Origin of the sequence: Ningiella ruwaisensis, from assembly GCF_004798935.1 — a bacterium.
GTDB classification, from domain to species: Bacteria; Pseudomonadota; Gammaproteobacteria; order Enterobacterales; family Alteromonadaceae; genus Glaciecola; species Glaciecola ruwaisensis.
In genome coordinates this window covers 42,934-67,786 of the sequence record NZ_RAHT01000004.1, presented here as the reverse complement: position 1 = coordinate 67,786, position 24,853 = coordinate 42,934, and the positions used below count along the sequence as shown (strand labels likewise).

The window sequence follows — 24,853 nt, the reverse complement described above, 5'->3', positions numbered from 1 at the left end:
TAACAAATCATCTATTATTAACTATACATATACCTATATAAATCTATTATTACTAATGAAAATAATCAATACAATGCGCTTAAACAATCACAAGCCGGTTATGACACTTGATTTGCCGCGCTCAGACGTGCAAAAACCGAAGTAACAAGGCAAACAACAAAAACTGTAATAAACGACGGAGTAAATATGTCTCAGACCCCTACCCCAATCACAATTGCTTACGGTGATGGAATTGGCCCTTCAATTATGGAAGCCACACTTAAAATGCTAGATGCAGCTGGTGCTAACATCGCCACCGAAACCATTGAGATAGGCGAAAAAGTTTATTTAAGTGGACAAAGCAATGGCATTGAAGCATCTGCATGGGAATCGTTGCGCCGAACAAAAGTTTTTCTAAAAGCCCCAATCACTACGCCACAGGGCGGTGGTTATAAAAGTTTAAATGTCAGCATGCGAAAAGCCCTCGGACTATTTGCTAACGTACGTCCTTGTGTGGCTTATTCACCTTTTGTACGCACCAAGCACCCTGAAATGGACTTGGTTATTGTGCGCGAAAATGAAGAAGACTTGTATGCCGGCATAGAGCATCGTCAAACTGAGGAGGTCTATCAATGCTTAAAACTCATTACTCGCCCTGGGTGTGAGCGCATTGTTAGATATGCATTTGAGTATGCCAAACAGCAGGGGCGCAAACGGGTTACCTGTTTTGTTAAAGACAACATTATGAAACTTACCGACGGGTTGTTTCATAGCGTATTTAAAGAAATTGCCGCAGAATATCCCGATATTCAACACGACAGCATGATAGTGGATATTGGTGCAGCGCGCGTTGCCGATACCCCTGAAAATTTTGATGTTATTGTGATGCCCAACCTGTATGGAGATATCATTTCTGATGTGGCTGCCCAAATAGCAGGTTCAGTAGGCATGGCAGGTTCAGCAAATATTGGTGATCAATGTGCAATGTTCGAGGCCATTCATGGTTCAGCACCCGACTTGGCAAATCAAGATGTCGCAAATCCTTCAGGTTTGTTACACGGTGCAATCCAAATGCTTAATCATATCGGGCAGTCTGATGTGGCTGAGAAAATTCATCATGCCTGGCTGGTAACGCTTGAAGAAGGTTTGCACACGGCAGATATTTTTAAAGAAGGCATGAGCAAAGCGAAACTTGGCACTCAGGCATTTGCTGATGCTGTGATAAGCAAATTAGGGCAGTCTCCTAAACAATTACCTGCGCCAAATTATAGTTCGAGTCAGCCACTTAAGCTACCAGTGGTCGGGCATAAAGCGCCAAGTAAGAAGCAACTGGTTGGAATGGATGTATTTTTGCAATGGCAAAATGGCGCACCCGCAGAGCTTGGCGAAGCGCTCGCAAAAACAGGCAGAAAGTCCCTGAGTTTGAAGCTGATTACCAATCGTGGTGTAAAAGTCTGGCCACAAGGCTTTGAAGAAACTTACTGCGTTGATCATTGGCGCTGCCGCTTTATGACCAGTGAAGATGAAATTGATTTTGCCGAGCTTTTGGCCTTACAGATCCGCCTTCATGATGCCGGGTTCGACGTGATCAAAACTGAAAATCTATACAATTTTGATGGCGAACCGGGATATGCTGCCGTGCACGGCTGAGAGTCTTAAAATCAGGCCATTACTTGGGTAATGGCCTCGTATTTTTAGGTTTCTTTCTGACTTTATACTCTATCTGGCATTTACTGAATTTTCAGTACATGCTAGCTTTATAATTACTCGTAGCTATAAGTCGTGTAATTAAATGGAATTATCCCTCTCTTTTTATCTATTCATTGCGCTACTTTTTATCTATGCAGGTAGTCAAGATGCAATCAAATCTACTCAAACTCGGTCATTAGAATGCCGTAGCAATCACCAAAAGAGTGCTCTAAGCTATGCACTGCTTTACAGTTTTTTGCTCTGCAATAGTTACTTGTTTAGCGTAGATATAATTATCTTCTTCATCTTACCAATAATGCACCCCTTAACTTTTTTTGCATGCAGTAAGTGGCCACATCGAGAATCCGCTACAAGCATAAGCCAGCAATCTGTTTAACAGTCTTAACTAAATCTGCAAGCTTATGCGGCTCGTGGCACTGATAATTATTTATCGTTTTGCTTTAGCAGTTTCGCTGCGCTAAGCACCAATTCTGCTGATGGACGCGTTTTAAAGTCTGGATTTACATAGTTAAATACAATCTTACCAGAGGTATCCGTGATAAAGATGGCAGGTGCCGGCAACACTGCTTGATCGGTTTCATCAGCGCTTAATTCGATTTGCATTTTGGTTTTGTATCGCTCGCGAGTATCGTTTGGCACATAAAAACCAATGCCAAAACCGCGGATCGCATTAAGCTGAGCATCCGAAATTAGTGTGGCAGCAAATTCGGTCTCCAATTTCTGAGATTGAAGCTTTTCAGGCGTTTCAGGCGAAATCGCTAAAATCTGATAGCCCTCTTCAATAAGTGCAGATTCTATGCTTTTTAATTCGGCCAACTGACGAGAACAGTATGGACACCAGCCACCACGATAAAACACAATCACGCTTGGCTTTTGCATGATTAATGCGGGCAAGCTTAGTGGGCTACCATCAGCAGTTTTTACCTTTGCATTAGGCACTGTCATGCCGTTGAGAAGTGGCGTGACATTTTCTGCTTTATCCGCAATGGTGCTTCTATCGAGTGCTGAAACGGGAGCCACAACTATATTCAGTAAAAACAGAGTAGCCAGTATTCTTAACATGATTTATTCCTTAACTTATATTCCGAACTTACAGACCGAGTCTTTGCCTGTTTCCTTTCGTTGCCAAAAAAATTTATAAGGGCTATTTGCAATCTAGGGTTGGATATTGCTAAATGTAATTGAACAGCCAAAAGTATCAGTTGGTTGGAAGCCAATATTCGGGGATTTGCGAAATGGTACTAATGAGACAAAGGGGAAGTTGACTCCTTTTTTATTTAATAGCACTCGAGATGTTCAATTAACCTCACCTTAAAAAAGCACAAGTGGTCCATGGAGCAATATTGGCAAGTGTTTAGAAGTTGTTTTGACCTTGTGATTACTATGCATGTATCTTAAATCCGTAATTACTAAATCGACTTCTTATTAAGTGTCTGTTTTTAATTACTAAATAAATAACGTAGGAGTGGGGTTACGATGCATGCATAATAATCCAAGAAAAACTGCTGCGATTTATGGTTAAAAAGATTGTAAGCTGTTGATATCAAATAATTATAAGGCCGTGGCGTAATGAACGAGTGTTGTTGTTACTATGCGACCTTCATAATAAGTTGTTAGCTGAGAGGATAGTTCAAGAGAATGGAAGTGTTACCGGTACAAAATGACAAGCCCTCGACCGTGTTCATATTTGGTGCTGGTGCTTCTTATGCTGATGGCGTTCCATTGCAGGCGGATATACTGCCTCAGATAATTAGGGATACAGACCCTCAGCTTAAAAATTCAGATACAGCAAAGCGCCTTCGTAGGTTTCTTACTGAGCATTTTGCTCAAGGGGAGCAAGAGCCCTCCCTTGAAGAAGTGTTCGGTTTCATTGAGTTCTTTATCAAGAATGAGATCTCGTTATCTCGAGAGTGGGGAGTAAAAGAGCTTCTGGAGATAAAGGCAGATTTCACCAAAGTCGTACACTATCTTATCAGCAAAAATACGAAGAGAAGCGAGCTATTCGGAAAGTTTTGGCGAAAGATCGCTAAAATAGATCCAGAGGTTGGTGTCATCACAACAAACTACGACACTCTAGCCGACGAGGCTTTTGATTCAATATACCCTGAATGTTTAATTGACTACTGTCTTGACTTTGTGAATTTTAGACATCCAGAAGCAGGGGTGCCGTTTGATTGGTGGATTGACCCGAAAAAGCCCACCGAAAACTTTAATTATAAAAACGTCACTAGACTTAAACTAATCAAATTGCACGGTAGTCTAAATTGGAAGTACTGCACATGCTGCGGACAAATAGCACTTACACCTTGGCAGCACGAGTTCAATCTCAAGCTCAACTCTTTTAGGTCATTTATGGATGCCCAGGTGACAGAGTGCCCCTTTGATGGTAATCGACTCTCTTCTTTACTTCAAATGCCAACGCATATCAAAAGCAACCATAACTTTATCTTCAGCAAGCTTTATGATGAGGCATCCTATTTAGTAGGTAACGCTAAACAATTAGTTTTTATTGGATATTCGTTTCCTGAGGCAGATGTTCATATCCGTGCGTTGATAAGACGTTGTTTTTCGGACGATGGAAAAATTATTGTTATCAATAAAAGCCGAGCCAAAGATCTCAAGCACAGGTATGAAGGGTTGGCAAAAAATGTCGATTACCATGAATATACTTTTGAGCGCTTTGTAAAATCTAAAGTTTTCGATGAGCTGCTTTCAGCTAATCGGGTAGCCGGAGGTATCTAGCCTCCAGCCCCCACAACACCCTGCATGCGGCTCCGCACAGGGCGTTTCATTTAGGGTAGTGAAGCGCAACCCATCCATCACGTAGTGAATAAAGCCCTTCGGATTTTAGGTAATCAAGTGATAATGCTTGATTGATCCCCGGAGATTTTGCACTACGCCATGGCCCTTTGCTGGTGATACCACACGCTACCGCAGCTTGAACATGCACGCCCAGTCTCATTAAGTTTCGTACCTTAGTGCGTGGTTTTCGCCACTGACGCCAGTAAGCCATTCTCACTCTGCGCCGGATCCAGTGATCCAGTTCTACACAGCGCTGATATCCACTGGCGATACCAAAGTAATTTATCCAGCCTCGTAAATACTGACTGAGTTTAAAGAGTTGGTATTGCATCGATACGCCCCAGTTGCGGTTCGTTAATCGTCGAACCTGTTGCTTAAACTTCATCAGGGTCTTAGGATGCCATTGAATGCGGCCTGCCTTGAAGGTAAATCCAAGGAATTTGCTTTCACTGGTTTTAACGACGTGGCTTTTGGTTGTATTAACAACTAACTTCAAGCGGTGGCGCAGGAATCTGCTGATACTGTTGAGCACGCGTTCACCCGAACGGGGCGTCTTTACCAGTATGGTAAAATCGTCCGCATATCGTGCAAATTCGTGACCCCGTTTCTCAAGCTCTTTGTCCAATGGGTCTAGCATGATGTTTGCCAACAGCGGCGATAATGGCCCGCCCTGAGGAACACCTTCTCGACTCTTACTATAAAACTGGTTATCCCCTTTGGTTTTGCAGAGAATCCCAGCTCGTAAGTATCGTTTAATCAGTTTAAGCAGTCGCTTATCCTTCACTTTGTAGCCAAGGTAGGTCATGAGTAAATCGTGATTAACGCGGTCAAAGAACTTAGACAGATCAACATCTACGGCAAAACGGCGTCCCGTTTTGATAATGCTGTTTACCTGCTTCACTGCTTGTTGCCCATTTCGATGTGGCCTGAACCCAAAACTATTATCTGAGAAGGTTGGGTCGAAAATAGGCGTAAGGACTTGGGCAATCGCTTGTTGGATAACACGGTCAACGATAGTTGGGATCCCTAATTGACGTTTTCCGCCATCAGGTTTGTCAATCTCAACGCGTTTCACCGGTGAAGGTTGGTATTGGCCTGAGCGAAGCGCAGTCATAACACGTTTCCAGTTTCCGGCGTTTGCCCAAGCGGGGAAGTCATCAATGGTCATGCCATCAATGCCAGCGGCCCCTTTGTTGGCTCGAACCTGCTTCCATGCCGACACAAGATTGGAAGGCTGGAGAAAAAGTTCGAGTAGATCTGCGCTAAAGGCTGGCTGCTCATCAGTACGCTGAGTCACGTCACTACCGGACGGCATTCGTGTGTTCAAGTCTGACAAGGCTCCTCCTTTATTCTAAATGTTCCGGCCTTGGCCGTGTCCCAGCCATTACGCTGGGCATTTGGCTACTATGCCGTCTGCTGACTTCTGCTCTATCACCGCCACAGTTACCTGTAACAGCGCTATCGGTTTGCATCGAATTCGCTCGCAGTGGATGATGCGTTTCCTCTGCGCCAAGGCACTTGTATACCAGAGCCTTACTGGTATTCACCGATCGCTCTTAGAGCAGATCTCCCCAGATAAGAGCATGGACTGTCTCTGCACTGCTGCATCATTTACGGTGGCCGTTAGATCACATGGTTTCGTTGTCTTGTGCCAACTCACCTTCAGCCTACGCCTCATATGATGTTCTTGTCCATCAGCTCGCAGATTTGCTAGCGGCTTCCTCCAGACTATCTCTCACGATTTAGCCCTTGCCATTCGCTAGTAGTTCGCGTTGAATAACAGTGTGTTAAACAACGGTGATCTTCCTACAGAGGACTTTCACCTCATTAGTTCATGCCCATGCTGGGCGTACACAAGGCGCTGCAGGGGACGGCTCGCTTCGCGAGTCGCTCCTGAGCTTAGCGTTAGCTTTCAAAACAGGATTAAGATGAAGACATCAACTTTACATACATTAATGGTCGCTAAGTCCATTTATCGTGAAACCAAATACTTAGCTAATTCAGGTGATAAGCATGCCTGTACTGCAGGAATAATTCTTTTGCAGGACTTCGTTGAGTTAGTTGTGTTGGCAGCTTTAGACGAGTTAGACATTGATGAGCAGAGAGCGTTGGAATCTAAATCTTTTGACGAATTACTTGGGGAACTGAAGAAACAGAAAATTCCAATCATAAAGTCTGGCACTATTAAAGCACTAAACAAGCAAAGGGTAATTTCTAAACATTATGGGCAATTAGCGGAGCCCGCTTCCGTTGTGAATTATTTCAATGTTGCTGTAACTTTCGTCGACTCTTTACTAGAAAAGGTTGTAGGTGCCAAGTTAAGTGAAATATTTCTTACCGACATCTTAAAGGACGGGGAAGCTAAAGATATGATTAAAGAGTCTATTTCGCTATCGGAGCAAGAAAAGTACCTTGATGCTCTAATTGGTCTGCGCAAAGCATTTTTCACTTCATATGAATACGAATATTGTGTTTATGCATTTCGTGATCGAGATGAGAATGACAATGGGTTGCTGGGCTCACTTAGTCTGGGCGCCTCGGGAGGAATGAAGGCTCATTATTGGACGAGGAACAAGCAATGGATTGCTAAGAATGTAAGTAAGCCAATCGACTACATTCAAATCAACAATGATCAATTAAAGACCGACTGTATGGAGATAGGTGCTAGTACCGTAGATATCGAAAATTTTCGACGACTAACTCCTGAAGTTGTTAGAACTGAAAAAGATCAATGGCATTTTGAGTACTCAAGCACCTTTATTGCCAATGAGCTTAATATTGAAAATTTCAATTATTGCCTAGATTTGCTCATTGATTTTCTACTAAAAAAACAAGAGATGGATTCAAGTAGAAGATATCCTAAAATAGAAAAGTCGATACCAGCGCCGCCTATATATATAGATAAGCCCGTGTTTAAAGAGCCTTCTCTCGATTCAGAACAAGTTGGGGTGGTCGAAGAGAATTATTACTATAACGTAGATAGAATAGTCTCCGGCTTTGATCCATCAGAAAGATACCTTTATGTACACCTATACCCACAAGAAGAAAAATCAATTTTTGAAGGACACATATGGGGTTACTTACTTATAGAAGAAAGCTAACAGGTCAATCAACTTCGCACCTTCGGCGCCGGACGCATCAAAGCTGCGCCGGTTATTTTCTAAACCAGACCAAGTTGACGATAAAAAGTTTTGTAATTTTTAAAAATACTCAGAGTCCGCTATGCGAACACAGCGTAAGTTCAGATTGTTCTTTCTTGGAACGATTATCCAATAATTTGTACATAAGGTTTGTAAAACGTACCTTCGCAACATGATTTTCCACCTCAAAGGACAGTGGACTTACAGTACAATAAACTACACACTGAGTTGGCAAGTCAAAAGAATAGAGAGATAGAAAGTGAACGAAGTTGAGGTTTATCAAAGTGATGACGGAAGCATTAACCTAGACGTCTCTGTTAATGAAGACTCAGTATGGCTTACTCAGACTCAATTAATTGAGTTGTTTGACCGTGATCAATCTGTTATTTCGAGGCATACAAACAATGTGTTCAAAGAAGGCGAATTAGAAAAAGAAAGCAATATGCAAAAAATGCATATTGCTAATTCAGATAAGCCCGTAAACCTCTATTCGCTCGATGTCATTATTTCAGTTGGCTACCGTGTGAAGTCAAAACAAGGTGTCAAGTTTCGCCAGTGGGCAACCAAAACTCTCAAACAGCACTTATTGAGAGGCTACACACTAAATGAAGACCGTCTAAGTAAGAATGCCGCTGAACTGGAAAGTGCGCTAAAGCTTGTTAAACGCGCTGCTAGTCTACCAAGAAACAGCGAATTTGGAGCTGGCCTAGTTGACATTATAGGTAAATACACATCTACCTTTTTATGGCTACAACAATACGATGAAGGTATGCTCACCGAGCCGAAAGGTTCTCCAGGTGGTACGCTCTCAGCGCTCTCTGATATAAAGCTTGCAATTGGTGAGCTTAAGCGTCAATTAATGGAAAAGGGCGAAGCGACAGAGCTGTTTGCTAGTGAGCGTGAAAACGGTTTAAGCTCAATTTGGGGGAATTTAGAACAGACGGTGTTCGGAGAGCCAGCCTATCCAACGGTAGAGTCAAAAGCGGCACATTTGCTCTACTTTGTTGTCAAAAATCACCCATTCAGTGATGGCAATAAACGAACTGCTGCTTTCTTGTTTGTAGATTTTCTCAACCGTAATAATCGACTATACAACAGCGCTTTTGAGCCAGTAATTAACGATACCGGCCTAGCAGCAACGACGTTGCTAGTTGCGGAGTCAGACCCAAACGAAAAAGATACAATCATTAGATTAATTGAAAACCTTTTAGCGACAAGGGAATCAAATGAATGACCGCCTGTTGTTTAAACCGGGCTAAATTTCAAGCACATCGCGCTTTTTAAGTTTGTAAAGTCTGAGATGCCGCAATGCGAACAAACCAGAAGTTTAATTTGATTAAGACTACAAAAAATCCAACCCGATTTTGCACAAAACAGACATATTGCAACGACACTTAAAATTGCTATTTCCAGCCTCATAATGCAAATTGCCTTTATAAGTTAAGCTTATTCTGATCTAGTTTATGTAGAATATTGAAGGGCTTGCCACCAGGAATCTGGTGCATCGATGCAGCCGTTTTCATCCACCCTCGGATACTCAAGGCCCCGGCGTTTCACCTCTTTATGCAGTACCGGAAAGCCACCCTCAAATAGAATTTTCTGGGCTTCTTGTTCAGACAAGCGGTTAGAGGCATACATACTGGCGGCTTCTCTTTGCCTTTGCGCCTCATACAGAATAATTGCGGCCGCGACAGACACATTGAGTGACTGCACCATGCCTACCATGGGCACAATAATGGATTGATCTGCCAGCGCAACAGCTTCATCGGTAGCGCCGTGTTTTTCCTGACCCAATATAATAGTGGTTGGCTTGGTATAATCGATTTGCCTAAAATCCACCGCCGTATCGTCAAGATGGGTCACCAGAACCTGCATACCCTGATTTTTAAGGTGCGTGATTGCTGCTTCAGTACTTTTATGGGTATGTGTTTTTACCCATATTTGTGCGCCCATAGCGGTGCCTTTCCGCATTGCTCGATTATGCTCCCATACGGCGTGAATTTTGTGTACACCTACGGCATCAGCACTTCTCACTATGGCGCTTACATTGTGTGGCTTGTGAACTTCCTCAAGCAATAGACTTAAATCAGGCTGACGCAAGCGCAGTATTTCACGTATTTTCTGGTGACGCTCAAAAGTCATGCATTGATTCATTGAAACACACGCCCTTATTCAGGCAGCACCATTACACCGTCTATCTCAATCTGAGCACCCTTGGGCAAGGCGCTGACCTGCACAGCGGCTCTAGCCGGGTATGGCTGTTTAAAATAACGCGCCATTACTTCATTTACCTTGGCGAATTCACCTAGATCTGTCAGATAAATATTGATTTTAACAAGATTGCTCATGGTGCCACCGGCCGCTTTCACAACCGCCTGAATATTTTCAAACACTTGCACAGCTTGCGCTTCAAACTCTTCAGACACCATCGCCATAGTGCTTGGAACCAGTGGTATCTGACCCGACAAATAGACTGTGCTGCATGATTTTACCGCTTGGCTATAGGTACCAATCGCTTCGGGGGCATTGGTGGTTTGGATCACAGATTTAGACATAGAAAATTCCTTGAAATTTAGCGTAAGCCGAAGGCTTACCGAGGTTTGTACTGACTATGACGAGAAATATTTTGCAATTCAGGCAAGGCGCGAATTTTGCGCATTATATTGGCAAGGTGCAAGCGATTTTGAGTGGTTAGCTCTACATCTATCACGTAATGATTATCTTCTCTATCTTCAGTTTGTAAATTAATGATACTGGAGTTGCAGGACGCAATGGCTGCAGTAAGCGCAGCAAGTGTGCCTTGACGATTAATAAGCTCAAGTCTTAGTGAAGCTTTAAACTCACCTTGAGGGTCGTCATCCCAAAGCATAGGCAAGACACGGTTTGGTTCTTCTCTGCTGAGCTTGCGAATATTCGTGCAGCCGGTTTGATGAATGACCACCCCTCTGCCAGGGCTTAGAATGGCGACAATTTCATCATCAGGAATGGGATGACAGCATCGCGAAAAATGGACCATAAGCCCTTCAGTGCCTTTAATCGCTACTTTGCTTTTCTTCTCAGGAATTTCGGTATTTTCACCCACTAAACGCCTTGCAATCATGGCGCTGATTTCATTTCCCATCCCTATATTGGCAAGCAATTCCTCAAAGCTTTGATACTTGGTTTCTTCAACCACACGATCAATATCGGATTGAGGGATCTCATCTAATTTTATTGTACCAAGCGCATGCCGGAGCAAGCGATTTCCCATGTTGGTGGCATCATGCGCATGTTGGCGTTTCAGATAATGACGGATATTGGAACGAGCTCGAGCGCTCACCACAAAATTAAGCCAGTTGGCATTAGGTTTAGCGCGCGGCGAGGTGATAATTTCGACGCTTTGGCCATTTTCAAGCGGTTTGTGTAAAGGATAGTTTCGATGCTCTACTCTCGCGCCGACACAGGTGTTGCCTACATCAGAGTGCACAGCATAGGCAAAATCAACCGCCGTGGCACCCGTAGGCAGTTCAATAATTTTCCCTTTTGGCGTGAATACGTATATTTCATCCGGGAACAGGTCGGATTTAACGCTTTCGATAAATTCAACTGACGTAGATGAGCGCTGTTGCAATTCCACCAACGACTGCACCCATTGATTCGCCCGTAACTGAGCAGTGGTTCCCTTATCATCTGTTTCTTTATACAACCAGTGCGCAGCTACCCCTTTATCCGCCATATGGTCCATATCTTCTGTACGAATTTGTACTTCAACCGGAATGCCGTGGGGGCCTTTTAAAGAGGTGTGTAGGGATTGATAGCCATTACTGCGTGGTATAGCAATATAGTCTTTAAAGCGATTCTCAATCGGTTTATAAAGGCCGTGAATTGCACCAAGTACACGATAGCAATTATCTACCGTATCAACGATGACGCGAAATCCGTAAATATCCATCACTTCGGTAAAAGACAATTCTTTATTTTTCATTTTACGATAAATGGAATACAGGTGTTTTTCTCGCCCGACGACGCGCCCCTGAATATCAAAATCTGCCAGGCGTTGTTCTAATTCTTTTCGGGTTTTTTCGATTACTTCTTTACGATTTCCCCGAGCTTGCGTGACTGCAGATTTGAGCGCCCGATGGCGCATGGGATGCATGGCTTGAAAGCCCAAATTCTCAAGCTCATTTTTGATATCGTGTATACCCAAACGATGCGCCAGTGGCGCGTAGATTTCAATTGTTTCAAGGGCAATGCGCCGGCGTTTGTCAGGTCTAAGAGCGCCAAGGGTTCGCATATTATGGGTTCGGTCTGCCAGCTTGATTAAGATCACGCGAATGTCTTGCACCATTGCCATCAGCATTTTGCGAAAGTTTTCAGCTTGCGCTTCTTGCTTGCTACCAAATTTAAGTTTATCTAATTTACTTACGCCTTCGACTAATTCAGCTACTGTTTCACCAAAGGCAAGGGATAAGTCTTCTTTTGAGTATTCAGTATCTTCTATAACATCGTGCAGAAGCGCTGCCATCAGCGTTTCGTAGTCTAAGCGCATATCAGCAAGAATACCGCTAACCGCAACAGGATGGGTAATGTATGGGTCGCCAGACGAGCGTGTCTGGCCTTCGTGAGCGTCACGCGCAAGCACGTAAGCTGCCTGCACCATATCAACCTGCTCTGGCGTTAAATACGCGCTTATTTTTGCTTTTAAACCTTCAAACAGATACACAAAATGTCTTTTATTCTTATAAAGTTAAACGTAAGCCTATGCTTAGGCCATAGCTGATTTGTCAAAGCTTAAGAATACGTTTATTTTGCCAACATGCAAACGCAAAAAACGCCGAACCAGTCGACGTTTTTTCATATTTCTTTACAGCAGGGTTTTAGCGGTGCTGTTTTTGCTTAGCTGTTCGCTAAAATACTTGCTACAGAGGCGAATTCGGCCGCTTCTTGTTCGCGCTGGTCTTGCAAGTCAGTTGCTTCGACTGTTTCTGCATTAACCAAGCCCTGCTCAATCTCGCGTAAAGCAACAACAGTAGGCTTGTCGTTTCCCATCTCCACGAGAGGATCTTTTCCTTCAGTGGCGATTTGACGCGCTCGACGAGCCGCAACCAAAACCAAGTCAAAGCGGTTGCCGATTTTATCTACTGCATCTTCTACTGTTACACGTGCCATGAAATGCTCCGTTATTTATGAATTCGTTATTTAATACACTATTAGTCTAAGAAATAGCTACTTTAAAAAATAGTTACTTGAAGTAATAGTCGAATGAGCTTGGTTTTACACACTTTTTAAACACCAATGCCCAAAAAGGGCGTGGATTATATAGCAAAAATCTTAAAACGCATAGCATTAATAAACTTAAATGCCAAATATATCATCGTGAATATTTACATTGCCTCAACCGTTGCCTCTGCCGCATTATGCTAGTAACTGCGTGAGCAAATCGCCGTGACGCTGGGTTTGTTTTAGCGTTTTTAAAGATGTTGCGTTTACTATACTCGTTAACTCGGCAAGTGCCGTATCAAAATCATCATTTACAATCAGATAATCAAACTCATTGTAATGCGACATTTCTGAAACGGCTTGCTGCATACGCTTATCAATCACGGCCTGCGCGTCCTTTCCTCTGCCAACTAAACGCTCACGCAAGGCCTCTATCGACGGTGGTAAAATAAAAATACTACTCACTTCTGGGTTTAGCGCCTTGATTTGACGCGCCCCTTGCCAATCAATATCTAAAAATACGTCAACGCCTTGCTTGAGTTTATCGCTAATAGCTGCAATAGAGGTTCCATAATAATTATCAAATACCTTGGCATATTCGTAAAAGGCTTGTTGCGCGATGAGTGACTCAAATTTCTCTACATCAACAAAATGATAATGCTGCCCATCAATTTCACCCTCTCTGGGCGCACGAGTGGTATGAGAAACCGAAAGTTGCGCTTGATTAATTAGAGAATGACGTTGAGATTGCGCTAAAAGTGCGGATATGAGGCTAGATTTACCTGCTCCAGACGGTGCAGCAACAATAAATAGATTTCCAAGAACGTTTAGCATAAATCGATCTTATTCGCTTTAGTGTGGTAGTAAAAGAGCGCGCTATGATAACATAGCGATTCGAACATGCGGACGTAAAATATCATTTCACTATAGGACTCATATCATGAAAGATGCGGTTTACCATCAGCTTGTTGATGATTTGTTGCTTCAAATCGAGGAATCTCTCGACGACCTGGACATCGATGTTGATTATGAAAGTGCTGAAGGCATATTAACAATCATATTGCCCGATCAGTCTAAGATCATACTCAATAAACAACCGCCATTACATCAGCTATGGGTCGCCACTAAATTCAATGGCCATCACTTCAACTACACGGACGGAACCTGGATTGACGAGCGCACAGGCGCAGAGTTTTATCGCTTTTTGGATGAAGCAATGAGCCGACAGGCAGGCACCCAGGTTGAACTTAAGCTTCAGCAGAACTAAGACAGCGAATAAGCAAGCAATAGATAAGGAAAACATATGAGTGAACAAATGCTTGATTGCGTGATTCAAGAGGCAAACGGCACGCACAAGGCAAGCGTTATCTGGTTGCATGGTTTAGGGGATTCTGGTCATGGATTTGCACCAATCGCGCCTGAGTTGAAATTGCCAGACGAACTCGGAATAAAATTTATCTTTCCCCATGCGCCTGTTCGACCAGTTACCATAAATAATGGTATGCAAATGCGCGCTTGGTATGACATTAAGTCGATGGACATGGAAAGCAGAGCAGACGTGGATGGCGTGAAGGAATCAGCTGAGCAGGTAAAAGCTCTCATCGAGCATGAAATATCACAAGGCATTTCATCTTCTAAAATACTGCTGGCAGGATTTTCTCAGGGAGGCGTCATTGCCCTGCATCTAGGCACACGCTTTGACCAGCCTTTAGCAGGCATTGTGGCGCTTTCAACCTACATGTGCGAACCGGCCACTTTGCAGGATGAGAAACACGATGCCAATCAGCATGTCCCCATTCTATTTTGTCATGGTCAGCAGGATGAGGTTGTTCCCTTGTTTTTGGGACGAAGTGCTTACCAAACGCTGAAAGAGAATGATTATTCTGTAGAATGGAAAGAATACGTAATGCAGCACAACGTTTGTATGCCGGAAATAAAGGATATATCTCGTTTTATACAGGCACACTTAGCTTAATCGCAGGGTGAAATGCGCATATAGTCAAAATCGAGTATTCGGAAAATACGCCGGAGCTACATAAACATTTATTGGAAACACCATGTCAAAATCTGATCGCGTGGTAAAAATCGCCACTCGTAAAAGCGCGCTTGCCATGTGGCAGGCAAATTACGTGAAAGACAAGCTTGAGCAACATCATCCGCAGCTAACGGTCAAACTTGTCCCCATGTCTACGCAAGGGGATAGAATTTTGGATACGCCCTTAGCTAAAATTGGCGGAAAGGGTTTATTTATCAAAGAGCTTGAAGTAGCCATGCAAGAGGGTAAAGCCGATTTGGCAGTGCACTCGATGAAGGATGTGCCTGTGCAGTTTCCGCAGGAGTTTGGTTTGCATGCTATTTGCCCACGTGAAAATCCATTTGACGCCTTTGTATCCAATCAATTTGCGAGTTTAGATGTTCTTCCTCATGGCTCCGTTGTGGGCACCTCCAGTTTACGCAGACAAGCGCAATTACGCGCAATTAGGCCTGACTTACAGATTAAGGACTTACGGGGGAATGTAAACACGCGCTTAGGAAAGCTTGACGACGGCCAGTACAATGCCATTATTCTGGCGGCAGCAGGGCTTATTCGACTTAACATGCAAGCGCGTATCGCACAGGAGCTATCACCAGAGCAGTCATTGCCGGCAGTGGGGCAAGGTGCAGTTGGGATTGAGTGTCGTAATGATGATGCTGAATTAATTCAATTACTACAGGCATTGAATGATCAGGAAACCGCATGGCGAGTCAACGCAGAGCGCGCAATGAATGCGCGACTTGAAGGAGGCTGTCAGGTACCCATAGGGAGCTTTGCCACTTTAGAAGGTGAAACGCTTCACTTGCGCGGTTTAGTTGCAAGCCCAGACGGAAAGCAAGTGCTTAAAGCTCAAAGTAGCGGGGATGTTGACGAAGCAAAAGAAATTGGCTGTAATGTTGCTGAATCGTTACTCAAACAAGGCGCAGGCGACATACTAGCCGCACTGCATGTATCTTAAGTCCAAGCCTTATGTTGCTTATTACGCGTCCAGAGCCAAAGGCAAGCGAAACTCAGCAAGCGCTTTTAAATGCAGGCTTCAACTCGATTAAACAAGCGCTTATTCAAATAATACCCTTGAATGTACCCGTTTTCGACAATGCGTTTAATTCAGCGCGTGAAACGCAATTTAAGGGCTTTGATCTTATTATTATTACCAGCACTTACACCCTTGATTGGGTTAAAACCAATGCGGATTCACTTATCTGTGACACTACCCAATTTTTGTGCGTGGGCAAAAGCTGCGCAGAGCATCTCAAAGCCGTGCTTTTTAAAGAAAAGGGAATGTCACTAAGTGACTTAGCTTCGCGCATTTTCATTGCTTCACCTGAAAATTCAGAAGGCATTATCGCTCACCCTTGTTTTAAAGGTTTATCGAGTAAGCGCGTGGCCTTGATAAAAGGCAAAGGCGGGCGAGGCGAAATCGAAGCTGCGCTTAAAGCGAAAAAAAGCGAATTAAGCGTATATTCTGTTTATAAACGCGTCAGCACACTAAATACGGATGACACGCGCCCGTTGAGCAGTGAGGAGCTCGCATCTATTCGCTGTATTATTATTACCAGCGTCGACATCGCTAAGGTAGCGCTGGATTATTTACCAAGCGCTGTCCTTAAGCGCTGCAACTTTATAGTGGCAAGTCAACGCATAGGCGAATTTCTCAACGCGCAAGGCTTTACTAACATCCATGTTTCCGAGGGCGCTTCTTCACAAGCGATTGTAAACGCCGCTACACGTTTACAAGACTTGGGTGTTTAATTAAATGAAGAGCTTAGCATCTTCTGTAGTACTTCCTTGCCTACACATTTGTATCAGGTACTTGCGCGATAATATCGTCTGCCAAATCTGGAGAAGATTTTTTTAATTTGTCCAAAATAGCGCGGTGTTGCTCTGTAAAATTTACCCCATCTTTTTTAAGAAGAGAACTTATAAACTTAGGCGCATTCTTGCTGTGTTGTTCTGCCGTAAGCAAAGCAATTGCAAGCGTGTCGACCTTAATTTCTTTTTTAAATTCGGAAACATTCTGAACTCTTGCCAATAGGAAATCGAAGCTTTCAGGGGGCAATTTATTCATAAGTGCCAAATCCAACATAGACATTTGCAGAAATTGCTCCGAAGAATATGAGACTCCGTAATTTTCGAGTTTTATCATTTCGTCAATTTGACCATTTGCTATTAGACTTAGTGTAGCAGGGACAGATACCTCTGCCCCCTGCCCTAAGTAATATTCTATTTCCTGCATCGGTGCGCCATACATTAACAATAAATTAGTGGCAATATTCAGCGAATCTGGTAACTCATTTGAGTACTCTGCAATAAGCAAATGCATTTTGGTCCAATCTTTTTGAATCAACAAAGTTGTAAATTCTTTTCCAAAGGCCTCAGCAATGGCTTTAGTTTCCATTGAATCAATATTGGGTTGCATTTTTGCTAATGCAGCAGAGTGAATTACTGAAGTAAACTGCTGTACCATATTTAGTTCACTGTCAACAGGTAAGTAAAAAGCTGACTCTGCAGACTCAGGACTATTGCCCTCAAGTTTTTTTTGGACAAATCTGGTTTTGTCAGAATCTGCCGACGTAAGAAACATCGATTTATCAACATTTTCAGTACTCCTCGTTATTGCAGTTTCAAAATCACTTTTATTCACACCTTTTGCATCGCTTAAATCTGCGTTTCGGAAATACGAGGTATAAATTGAAACGACCAATAAAAACAAAACTAAAAAAGACGACACTCCAAGCGCATATTTGGGTGGCTTTTTACCATCGGGCATATGCTTCTCAACCATGTATCGGTATAGCGCGTGAAACAACACACATCCGAATAATACTAATCCAAACATTTCGTATCTAAATACGAGGTGTGGAGGTTTTTCTACAATCCCTATAAGTAAGAAAAGGATTAAAGGGAGTATAAAAAAGAAAAAGGCATTCCGTTTAGTGGTTACTATTAAATATTTCATAACTAATCCTCAATCTGGGCAATCCATATCCCTATTATCTCTTTCGTTTTCACATCTTGATAATTCACTTTCCAGAAGTCCACCGTTTATAGTAGAACCAACACCGATTAGGACAGCTCCTGTTCCTCCTGCCCAAACAGTTGATAGCCCGAGAGCAAGAATCCCTATTTCAGTGACTGTAGCTACTGTTATGCGACCAACATCACACCATAATTTTTGATGGTTGCTTTCTCTAAGGCACTGCTTTCTTTCTGGTGAATCTTCATATCTAAAATGCGTTCGAACGCCATAATTAACAAATCCCCCACCAATCCCTATATCCATACCTCCACCAAGATTACCAGATGTAAATCCTGCATGATAAACAGGTGTTGAAGATACTAATCCCGTTGGGGTGGAATAGTCATTGACAATAAAATAAGCGTTTACTGGATTAGAGAAAGATGCCGAGAGAAAAACAAGTAAGGTTGTAAAAACTTTCAGTTTTATTGAAAGCGATTTCCCTGCTGCTGATTGCTGATTGCTGATTGCTGATTGCTGATTGCTGATTGCTGATTGCTGATTGCTGATTCATATTCAATATCCTTATGAAATTAATTGACTTTAATTTTAAATAAAGTGAATACTTCCTACAATTCACATTATAAAATTTAGACAGGATTTACCTTTTGTCAACATTTTTGCCAACATTTTTTACACGCATCTAACCAATAATCACTCTTAGCAAACGTGTAAGTTTAACGCATGTTTTTATGAGACTTCCGTAAAGCAAGTAAATACCTTAAATTATGCTGTGTTAATATCTCGCCAGCTCAAATAAGCCGATGTTCTAATTAGCGGATAATCTAAGTGGTATCAACAAATCAATGTTTTAAAAAGGTAATTAGCTTAGCGACTTGCTGCTGCGTTTTGCTAATTTTAAGTAGCAGCGTTAACAGCGCTGAAGAAAGTTGTGAAGACGGCGTGTGCACCAGTCGTTATGAAAGGTCTTTTTTTAATGCCTATGCCCCCATTACCGCACTGGATTTAATTGAAAATTTGCCTGGCTTTTCATTAGATAACGGCAATCAATCTTCTAGAGGATTTTCCGGTGCTGCCGGTAATATTTTAATTGATGGTGTAAGAATATCATCAAAATCAGAGTCACCAAGTGACCAACTTGGTGCCATCCCGGCGCAAAGCGTATTGGCCATTGAAGTGTTGCGAGGCAACCTGGCTAAATTTGATTTACCGAATCAAAGCGTAGTTGCAAATATCATTCGACGTGACGACATGGCAGGCGCTGGTACTGCAGAGCTATCGTTGCGACAGTTTCAGCCAAGTAGTCGCATTAAACCGCAGCTTGAGCTTAACTACTCATCAAGCATCAGCAAGCTTGAATACACTGCCAATCTACTATTGGCAGAATACGAAAATATTATTGACCGCACCGAAGAACTCACTAACACGCAAGGTGAACTTATTGAATTTAGAGATGAGCGTTTTAGAGAAGAGGGCGATGAGTATGCAATATCGCTTAATGCCAACATTGAGCTTTGGCAGACCCAACTCAATACCAATCTTACCTACGACAATTTTGATGAAAACGGTGGATTGAATTCTTTTCGTACGCCTATTAAAGCAGGTGAAAACCTGCCCTTCAATGCGTTTTTTCTGGATATAGATGTCGGTGACTCGTATGAGATTGCTTTTGATGCAGAGCATGAATTGACGCAACATATTGATGCCAAGCTTATTGCCATAAACGCCTCATCTGACTATTTGGGTCAAGGAGGATTGACACGCACCTTTGCGAACGGGTCCAGTTTAGAGGATTCAGCATTTACTATCACCGAAGATCAAAGTGAAAATATCATGAGGCTTGAAGTAGACTACACAGGTTTTGAATCTAATCGCATGCAATTTAGCTTGGAAGGAACGGTTAACGAGCTAAAAAGCAATTTTGCGCTATTAAGCAATGAAAATGGTGTATTGGTGCCTCAAGACGTAGCAGGTGCTGTTACAACGGTTAAAGAAGAACGGATTGATGTACAAGTCACCAATTCTTTTTCACTTTCAGACTATGCTATAGAAGCATCGATTGCTGCGGAGGATTCCACCATTACTCAAACGGGAGGTTTTGAAGCCTCTCGTTCGTTTTTTTACCTTAAGCCGAATGTAACTGTGAGTCGAACCTTCGCTAACGATGGTCAGTTGCAAGTGAGACTTTTTCGCACAATAGGCCAATTGAACTTTGGCGATTTCACAAGCAGCGTCAATTTGGGAGACGATCAGCTTGTGCTGGGCAATCCTGAACTTGAACCTGAAAAAGTGATAACTTTTGATATACGCTACGAACAAAGATTTTCAGGTGTTGGTGCAATTAATCTTACCGTCTTTCACGACGAGATTAGCGATGTAGAAGACCTCGTTCCCCTTCAAAACAATCTGGAAGTTGCAGGTAACATTGGCGATGGAAGTCGAACGGGCATTAGAGGTAATTTCACGCTGCCGACTGATTTTGTTGGTATCGTTGACGGTCGTATTGACGCCCGTTTTGAGTTTCAGGACTCAGATGTAGAAGATCCGCTTACATCCGAGCGCAGGATCATGTCCGATTTTGAACAATGGGAATACAACGTAGAATTTCGTCAAGATCTTAATCAATACAATTTTGCCTGGGGATTAAGTTATTTCGCCGATGATTTTCGAGAACAATATGGTCTTGATGAGTTCAGCGCGTTTGGTAATGAATACAGTTGGTCTTTATTTACTGAAAAACGCTTTGGTGAGGGTATGAAACTGCGTCTTGATGTTCAAAACTTCAATAGAGGCGGCGAAGCGCGCATTCGACAGGTGTTCGCAGGCCGACGAGGATTTTCTGATTTACTATTTCAAGAATTGCGGGATACCGAATACGCGAGGCGGATCTTTTTAACACTTAGCAAAACGTTTTGATTTATTCAGTGCACGCTTGGCTAAAAAGTACTTTTTTGGTGCAATACCGAATGAGTATGTGCACACATTATTGCTCTTTATTGTTAACGCGATATTTATCTAACCATATTTCAAGCACTTAAATTTATCATAGGACCTAATCAGAAAGGTGTAATACTTGCAACTCATCTTGCAACTTAAAGAAAGCTCTACAAACACGCCAATAAGTTTGCACGGGGTCTATTGTTTTGACTGTATTAGAGAATATCTTTCACTGGATGAATCAATGGGTACCTATCTGGGCGATGGGCCCATTGTTTTTTCTAATTTTCTTTATCCCGTTATGGTTAGTAAAGCGCATTTTGTTTGTATATTTGCGCGATTGGAATCATCCGACTAATTATAATTGGTCTGGAATTGCGGTACGCGCAGCAAAGCGCCCTTTAAGTTTCGTTGTAGTTGCGATCAGTTTGATGTTTACAACAAAATTGATCCAACTTTACGAAGAAATCGCGAATACCTGGGTTACTCAACTGCAAATTTTGGCGCAGCTTTTTTTGATTATTGCGCTATTAATCTATGGCGACCATTTTGCTCGAATGAGTATAACGCGCCTGAGCATTAAAGGCAGCGGACTGAAAAGTAGCGGTACACTACTAAGAGGCATGCTCCGCGCGGTCATTATAGTTGTTGGACTGTTGCTTATATTAAGTACTGTTGGCATTTCAATTACGCCGTTGATTGCATCGTTAGGGATTGGTTCGCTGGCGGTTGCATTGGCACTCCAGCCTACTCTGGAAAACTTTTTCTCAGGTCTTCAAATGCTGGCGGATAAGCCCATCCGGGTGGGTGACTACATTGAACTTGACTCCGGCGAGCAGGGATTTGTTGAAAAAATAGGATGGCGTTCGACATGGATTAAAATGCTGCCAAACAATGTCATTATTATGCCCAACAGCGTATTGGCTCAATCCAAAATCATCAATTATTATTACCCCGAAAAACAGCTCTCAGTACCGGTCGATGTAGGTGTTCATTACAGTTCGGATTTAGAGCACGTTGAACGAGTCACACTGGAGGTAGCAAAAGAAATTCTTAAAAGCCACAAATGGGGTATCGCAGATTATGACACCTTTGTCATTTTTACCGGCTTTGACAACTCGAGTATTAATTTGACGGTTATGCTAAGAGCTCAAGAATACTTCAATCGATTTTTTATTCGCTCTGAATTTATAAAGGCCTTACATAAACGCTATGCCGAAGAAGGGATTGTAATCCCTTATCCAATCCGCGCTTTGAACTTAGATCAGGAAGGGAGTGACAACAGCTTAACGTCTATCCTCCGTGATAAACGAGAATGACAGCGAAGGGTCCTCTTTTCATATTGCTGATCAGTAACTTTGTAAGGTCAGAAGCAAACGTAAAAAGCTCAAAATTTGTCTGAAGAGGCGTTTATTTCTTCCCTACATTTTATTATCCAACGTATCGAGTTTGATAAACTAGTGCTAAACTATTACATTAATTTGGCGCAGCGCTCACATTCAGCAAGTCAGTTTTGCGTATCGCCGTAGGCCAAACCTTTTGAATAATATTGAATAATAAAAACAAAACAAAAATCGCCTCCAGCGCCTTGCCTCATAAACAAACCAGCAAGCGCTTCAAAATTTTGATAAATGGGAGTCTTGGATGACTGACGCTAACCGCTCTAATTCACTAACCGTGTCTACCAATAAACAAGACACCAAAGAAGACACAAAAAAAGACGCAAAATTCACCACAGAAAACAGCCCATCCGACGAAACTTCACAAAAAGACAAATCCGCAAAAACGGGCGGGTTATGGTTTCTATCAATTATCAATTTACTACTGATACTCCTTATCATTGGAAGTGCGTACTGGTATTACACCCAAGTGCTTCAAAACGAAGACGACGGATTACTTGAGCTTTCTGAAAATCTTGAAAACCAGACACAGCAACTACAAAATCAAATTCGCACAAATAATCAGGCACTTACTCAACTTGAAGCAAGTGTTAGCGATAAAAATAACGCATTATCAGCGTCTGTAGACAATTTGTTAGCGCAAGTACTTGAATATCAGGAAATTAACGATGCCTTAAAGCGCCAAATTAACGAGCTATCTGGCCGTCGTCCGTCTGACTGGTTGCTTGCCGAGGCAAATTATCTCGTGAACCTTGCAGGTCGAAAGCTTTATCTTGAGCAGGATTTGCGTACCGCAGTAACGCTTTTACAAGAAGCTGACGCACGTTTAGACGACTTAAATGACCCTTCTCTATTACCTATACGTGCATTGATTGCGAGTGATATTCAAGCTTTGCAACAGGTTAATCCTGTCTCAACAACGTCGTTGGCATTGGCTATTTCCGGTTTACTGCCTCAAGTGTCACAACTGCCGCTTGAGTTATTGGCGCTTCCTGAAAAATCAGAGGATGAAACAACAGAACTGTCCAATGACATCAGTGACTGGCAAGATAATTTAAAGAAAGTGTGGCGTGATATTGTGGGGGATTTCATGACGGTGAGACGCCTCGATGAACCTCTTGAGCCTTTTTTAGCACAAAGCCAACAGTGGCTAATTGAGCAACAGCTTAAATTTGCGCTTACCCAGGCTAAAACGGCTGCGTTAAATGAACACTTCACGCTTTATCAAACGTCCTTACAACGAGCAATGGCGCTTATTATCGAGCACTATCAGATTGATACACCTGAAGTAACTCAGTTCATGAAAGCATTACAACAGCTTCAGGAAACGAATTTTGAACGCGATTACCCCAGCAAATTAAATGCAGTTGATGCCCTCGGCGATGCAATTGAGCGACGGATTGAGCGACAGTTCAACAATCGGGATAACGCGCTATGATCAAGTTTATTATTTTACTTGCCATCCTCTTTGTCGCTTTATTTTTTGGGCATACGCTAATCGGTGTCGAGGGCGCCATCATTATCAATGTCGCTGACTGGTATATCGAAATGTCGATTATCAGCGCACTTGTCATCATCATTTTTGCATTTATTGCCTATCTTATCCTCGCTTGGCTCATGAAACGGATTGTTCGAATGTTTGCAGGCTCGCATAACTGGTTTGGCAGTTATTCGAAACGTCAGCAAGAGCGAGCCTTTTTTAAAGGTTTACAAGCCTATCTTGTTGGCGATTTGGCAAATGCTCAAAAACAACTTGAAAAAAGTTTTGGCGGCGAATTTAAGGGCTGTAATTATATGCTAGCAGCCGATATTGATGCGCGAAATAACCGGGGTGAGCACATTGATACTCTGCTTGCACAAGCGCAAGTTGAGCAAGCCTCAACGAGTATGGCAACACTCAAACACGCACAACTGACTCTTGATAATGCGTATGATAATGCGCATAACAAACCGCAGGCCTTAAAATCTTCAGCAAACAAATGCATCGAGCTTCTAGATGAGCTTGACAGCAATACAAAAAAATCTGCCATCGCCGTAAAGTTGCGCCTGGAAGCATTAAGCTTATTAAAACGTTGGGATGAGATTAAAAACTGCATCGGTGAAAATAAAAAAGTCTTGGGTGATGAGTATATTCTATGGGCGGAGCGTGCGACCCATGGTGAATTTGCGGCCATTGCAAGTAAGCAGGGAGCTAACGGTTTGCGCGAAAAATGGCAGAACTTATCGCGTTCAGCGAAAAAAGACATTGCCAATCAAATCTGCTATGTCCAGCTCCTATTAGACCAAGGATTATCTGCTGAAGCAGAAACCTCATTGGTTGAGTTTGCCAAAAAACGCGAGCATGATGCGTTTTATGGCTTATTCAAACAGCTTAATCATGCCTCGCCTAATCTGGCGATTCGATTTATAGAAAGCCAGATCAAACAGCAGCCAAAAGAAGCTAAACTTTATTCCGTATTGGCACACTTAGCCTTTAACAGTCAAGATTTGTCCCTGGCTGAGCGCGCTATTAATAAAGCGCTAGAGCTCAGGCGTAAAGAAGAAGATTTACTGCTTTTAGCGGCAATACTTGAAAAGCAACATGCTTATGAGAAAGCGAATAAACTGTATCGAAGCATGTCGGCGAAGACCATCCACCCTGCCTCAAAAACTGCATAATCGCCTGAGCAAG

22 protein-coding genes are annotated in these 24,853 nt (G+C 42.6%); 12 read left to right on the top strand and 10 right to left on the bottom strand.

The genetic code is table 11. The features are described 5' to 3' along the window. The first annotated feature begins 186 nt into the window (after window positions 1-186). Complete coding sequence (locus D6V41_RS09375; protein ID WP_136251257.1) at window positions 187-1,629, top strand: NADP-dependent isocitrate dehydrogenase; 1,443 nt, start codon at window positions 187-189, stop codon at window positions 1,627-1,629. Between the two features lie 483 nt (window positions 1,630-2,112). Here the strand turns inward: D6V41_RS09375 and D6V41_RS09370 are convergent, their stop codons facing one another. Beyond that, entirely contained in the window at window positions 2,113-2,751 is a 639-nt protein-coding gene (locus tag D6V41_RS09370) for a peroxiredoxin-like family protein (RefSeq protein WP_136251256.1), read from the bottom strand. Window positions 2,752-3,327: 576 nt separating this feature from the next. On the opposite strand from D6V41_RS09370, the gene D6V41_RS09365 reads away from it, so the two are divergent. Beyond that, window positions 3,328-4,431, top strand: coding sequence for an SIR2 family protein (locus D6V41_RS09365; protein WP_136251255.1), 1,104 nt, complete (start codon window positions 3,328-3,330; stop codon window positions 4,429-4,431). 46 nt (window positions 4,432-4,477) lie between these two features. Here the strand turns inward: D6V41_RS09365 and ltrA are convergent, their stop codons facing one another. Further along, entirely contained in the window at window positions 4,478-5,827 is a 1,350-nt protein-coding gene (gene ltrA / locus D6V41_RS09360) for a group II intron reverse transcriptase/maturase (protein ID WP_136251254.1), read from the bottom strand. 10 nt (window positions 5,828-5,837) lie between these two features. Continuing rightward, complete coding sequence (locus D6V41_RS09355) at window positions 5,838-6,038, bottom strand: hypothetical protein (protein ID WP_136251253.1); 201 nt, start codon at window positions 6,036-6,038, stop codon at window positions 5,838-5,840. Window positions 6,039-6,419: 381 nt separating this feature from the next. Between D6V41_RS09355 and D6V41_RS09350 the strand changes: the two genes are divergently transcribed. Next, a complete protein-coding gene (locus D6V41_RS09350) occupies window positions 6,420-7,592 on the top strand; it encodes a hypothetical protein (RefSeq protein WP_136251252.1) in 1,173 nt (390 codons plus the stop codon). Window positions 7,593-7,890: 298 nt separating this feature from the next. Next, the gene (locus tag D6V41_RS09345) at window positions 7,891-8,865 is read left to right on the top strand and encodes a virulence RhuM family protein/type II toxin-antitoxin system death-on-curing family toxin (protein ID WP_136251251.1); all 975 of its coding nucleotides are present in this window, start codon (window positions 7,891-7,893) and stop codon (window positions 8,863-8,865) included. A 227-nt stretch (window positions 8,866-9,092) separates the two neighbouring features. Here the strand turns inward: D6V41_RS09345 and trmH are convergent, their stop codons facing one another. From trmH to gmk, 5 genes are all read right to left on the bottom strand, one after another. Next, window positions 9,093-9,773 carry a tRNA (guanosine(18)-2'-O)-methyltransferase TrmH gene (gene trmH / locus D6V41_RS09340; protein WP_136251250.1) on the bottom strand — a complete coding sequence of 227 codons (681 nt, stop codon included), beginning with the start codon at window positions 9,771-9,773 and terminating at the stop codon, window positions 9,093-9,095. Window positions 9,774-9,799: 26 nt separating this feature from the next. Continuing rightward, on the bottom strand, window positions 9,800-10,186 hold the full coding sequence (locus D6V41_RS09335) for a RidA family protein (RefSeq protein WP_136251249.1): 387 nt from the start codon (window positions 10,184-10,186) through the stop codon (window positions 9,800-9,802). Window positions 10,187-10,221: 35 nt separating this feature from the next. Continuing rightward, window positions 10,222-12,333: a bifunctional GTP diphosphokinase/guanosine-3',5'-bis pyrophosphate 3'-pyrophosphohydrolase gene (gene spoT, locus D6V41_RS09330; protein ID WP_136251248.1), complete on the bottom strand. Its 2,112-nt coding sequence runs from the start codon at window positions 12,331-12,333 to the stop codon at window positions 10,222-10,224. A 173-nt stretch (window positions 12,334-12,506) separates the two neighbouring features. Further along, entirely contained in the window at window positions 12,507-12,779 is a 273-nt protein-coding gene (gene rpoZ / locus D6V41_RS09325) for a DNA-directed RNA polymerase subunit omega (protein ID WP_136251247.1), read from the bottom strand. Between the two features lie 246 nt (window positions 12,780-13,025). Beyond that, a complete protein-coding gene (gene gmk, locus D6V41_RS09320) occupies window positions 13,026-13,664 on the bottom strand; it encodes a guanylate kinase (protein ID WP_136251246.1) in 639 nt (212 codons plus the stop codon). A gap of 106 nt (window positions 13,665-13,770) precedes the next feature. Between gmk and cyaY the strand changes: the two genes are divergently transcribed. The 4 genes from cyaY (at window position 13,771) to D6V41_RS09300 (ending at window position 16,617) form a co-directional block, all read left to right on the top strand. After that, window positions 13,771-14,097, top strand: coding sequence for an iron donor protein CyaY (cyaY, locus tag D6V41_RS09315; RefSeq protein WP_136251245.1), 327 nt, complete (start codon window positions 13,771-13,773; stop codon window positions 14,095-14,097). A gap of 36 nt (window positions 14,098-14,133) precedes the next feature. Then, window positions 14,134-14,805, top strand: a complete 672-nt coding sequence (locus D6V41_RS09310; RefSeq protein WP_136251244.1) for an alpha/beta hydrolase — start codon at window positions 14,134-14,136, stop codon at window positions 14,803-14,805. A gap of 82 nt (window positions 14,806-14,887) precedes the next feature. After that, window positions 14,888-15,823, top strand: a complete 936-nt coding sequence (gene hemC, locus D6V41_RS09305) for a hydroxymethylbilane synthase (protein WP_136251243.1) — start codon at window positions 14,888-14,890, stop codon at window positions 15,821-15,823. Window positions 15,824-15,834: 11 nt separating this feature from the next. Beyond that, complete coding sequence (locus D6V41_RS09300; protein ID WP_136251242.1) at window positions 15,835-16,617, top strand: uroporphyrinogen-III synthase; 783 nt, start codon at window positions 15,835-15,837, stop codon at window positions 16,615-16,617. A 40-nt stretch (window positions 16,618-16,657) separates the two neighbouring features. On the opposite strand, the gene D6V41_RS09295 is transcribed toward D6V41_RS09300, so the two are convergent. Both D6V41_RS09295 and D6V41_RS09290 read right to left on the bottom strand, forming a co-directional pair. Then, the gene (locus tag D6V41_RS09295) at window positions 16,658-17,704 is read right to left on the bottom strand and encodes a hypothetical protein (protein ID WP_136251241.1); all 1,047 of its coding nucleotides are present in this window, start codon (window positions 17,702-17,704) and stop codon (window positions 16,658-16,660) included. A 129-nt stretch (window positions 17,705-17,833) separates the two neighbouring features. Next, window positions 17,834-18,148, bottom strand: coding sequence for a hypothetical protein (locus D6V41_RS09290; RefSeq protein ID WP_136251240.1), 315 nt, complete (start codon window positions 18,146-18,148; stop codon window positions 17,834-17,836). A gap of 585 nt (window positions 18,149-18,733) precedes the next feature. Between D6V41_RS09290 and D6V41_RS09280 the strand changes: the two genes are divergently transcribed. The 4 genes from D6V41_RS09280 to D6V41_RS09265 all read left to right on the top strand — a co-directional run bounded on the left by D6V41_RS09280 (window position 18,734) and on the right by D6V41_RS09265 (window position 24,840). After that, a complete protein-coding gene (locus tag D6V41_RS09280) occupies window positions 18,734-20,761 on the top strand; it encodes a TonB-dependent receptor plug domain-containing protein (protein ID WP_168711000.1) in 2,028 nt (675 codons plus the stop codon). Between the two features lie 227 nt (window positions 20,762-20,988). After that, window positions 20,989-22,101, top strand: a complete 1,113-nt coding sequence (locus D6V41_RS09275; RefSeq protein WP_241664503.1) for a mechanosensitive ion channel family protein — start codon at window positions 20,989-20,991, stop codon at window positions 22,099-22,101. A gap of 325 nt (window positions 22,102-22,426) precedes the next feature. Further along, a complete protein-coding gene (locus tag D6V41_RS09270; RefSeq protein ID WP_136251237.1) occupies window positions 22,427-23,620 on the top strand; it encodes a uroporphyrinogen-III C-methyltransferase in 1,194 nt (397 codons plus the stop codon). Then, entirely contained in the window at window positions 23,617-24,840 is a 1,224-nt protein-coding gene (locus tag D6V41_RS09265) for a heme biosynthesis HemY N-terminal domain-containing protein (protein WP_136251236.1), read from the top strand. Before D6V41_RS09270 ends, D6V41_RS09265 begins: the two co-directional genes overlap by 4 nt. Window positions 24,841-24,853: the final 13 nt, after the last annotated feature.

Bases quoted from the DNA above. Each gene is read 5' to 3' on its own strand.
- D6V41_RS09375 (WP_136251257.1), top strand. From the start codon at position 187: ATGTCTCAGACCCCTACCCCAATCACAATTGCTTACGGTGATGGAATT.
- D6V41_RS09370 (WP_136251256.1), bottom strand. From the start codon at position 2,751: ATGTTAAGAATACTGGCTACTCTGTTTTTACTGAATATAGTTGTGGCT.
- D6V41_RS09365 (WP_136251255.1), top strand. From the start codon at position 3,328: ATGGAAGTGTTACCGGTACAAAATGACAAGCCCTCGACCGTGTTCATA.
- D6V41_RS09350 (WP_136251252.1), top strand. From the start codon at position 6,420: ATGAAGACATCAACTTTACATACATTAATGGTCGCTAAGTCCATTTAT.
- trmH (WP_136251250.1), bottom strand. From the start codon at position 9,773: ATGACTTTTGAGCGTCACCAGAAAATACGTGAAATACTGCGCTTGCGT.
- D6V41_RS09335 (WP_136251249.1), bottom strand. From the start codon at position 10,186: ATGTCTAAATCTGTGATCCAAACCACCAATGCCCCCGAAGCGATTGGT.
- rpoZ (WP_136251247.1), bottom strand. From the start codon at position 12,779: ATGGCACGTGTAACAGTAGAAGATGCAGTAGATAAAATCGGCAACCGC.
- gmk (WP_136251246.1), bottom strand. From the start codon at position 13,664: ATGCTAAACGTTCTTGGAAATCTATTTATTGTTGCTGCACCGTCTGGA.
- cyaY (WP_136251245.1), top strand. From the start codon at position 13,771: ATGAAAGATGCGGTTTACCATCAGCTTGTTGATGATTTGTTGCTTCAA.
- D6V41_RS09310 (WP_136251244.1), top strand. From the start codon at position 14,134: ATGAGTGAACAAATGCTTGATTGCGTGATTCAAGAGGCAAACGGCACG.
- hemC (WP_136251243.1), top strand. From the start codon at position 14,888: ATGTCAAAATCTGATCGCGTGGTAAAAATCGCCACTCGTAAAAGCGCG.
- D6V41_RS09300 (WP_136251242.1), top strand. From the start codon at position 15,835: ATGTTGCTTATTACGCGTCCAGAGCCAAAGGCAAGCGAAACTCAGCAA.
- D6V41_RS09295 (WP_136251241.1), bottom strand. From the start codon at position 17,704: ATGTTTGGATTAGTATTATTCGGATGTGTGTTGTTTCACGCGCTATAC.
- D6V41_RS09290 (WP_136251240.1), bottom strand. From the start codon at position 18,148: ATGGATATAGGGATTGGTGGGGGATTTGTTAATTATGGCGTTCGAACG.
- D6V41_RS09270 (WP_136251237.1), top strand. From the start codon at position 22,427: ATGACTGACGCTAACCGCTCTAATTCACTAACCGTGTCTACCAATAAA.
- D6V41_RS09265 (WP_136251236.1), top strand. From the start codon at position 23,617: ATGATCAAGTTTATTATTTTACTTGCCATCCTCTTTGTCGCTTTATTT.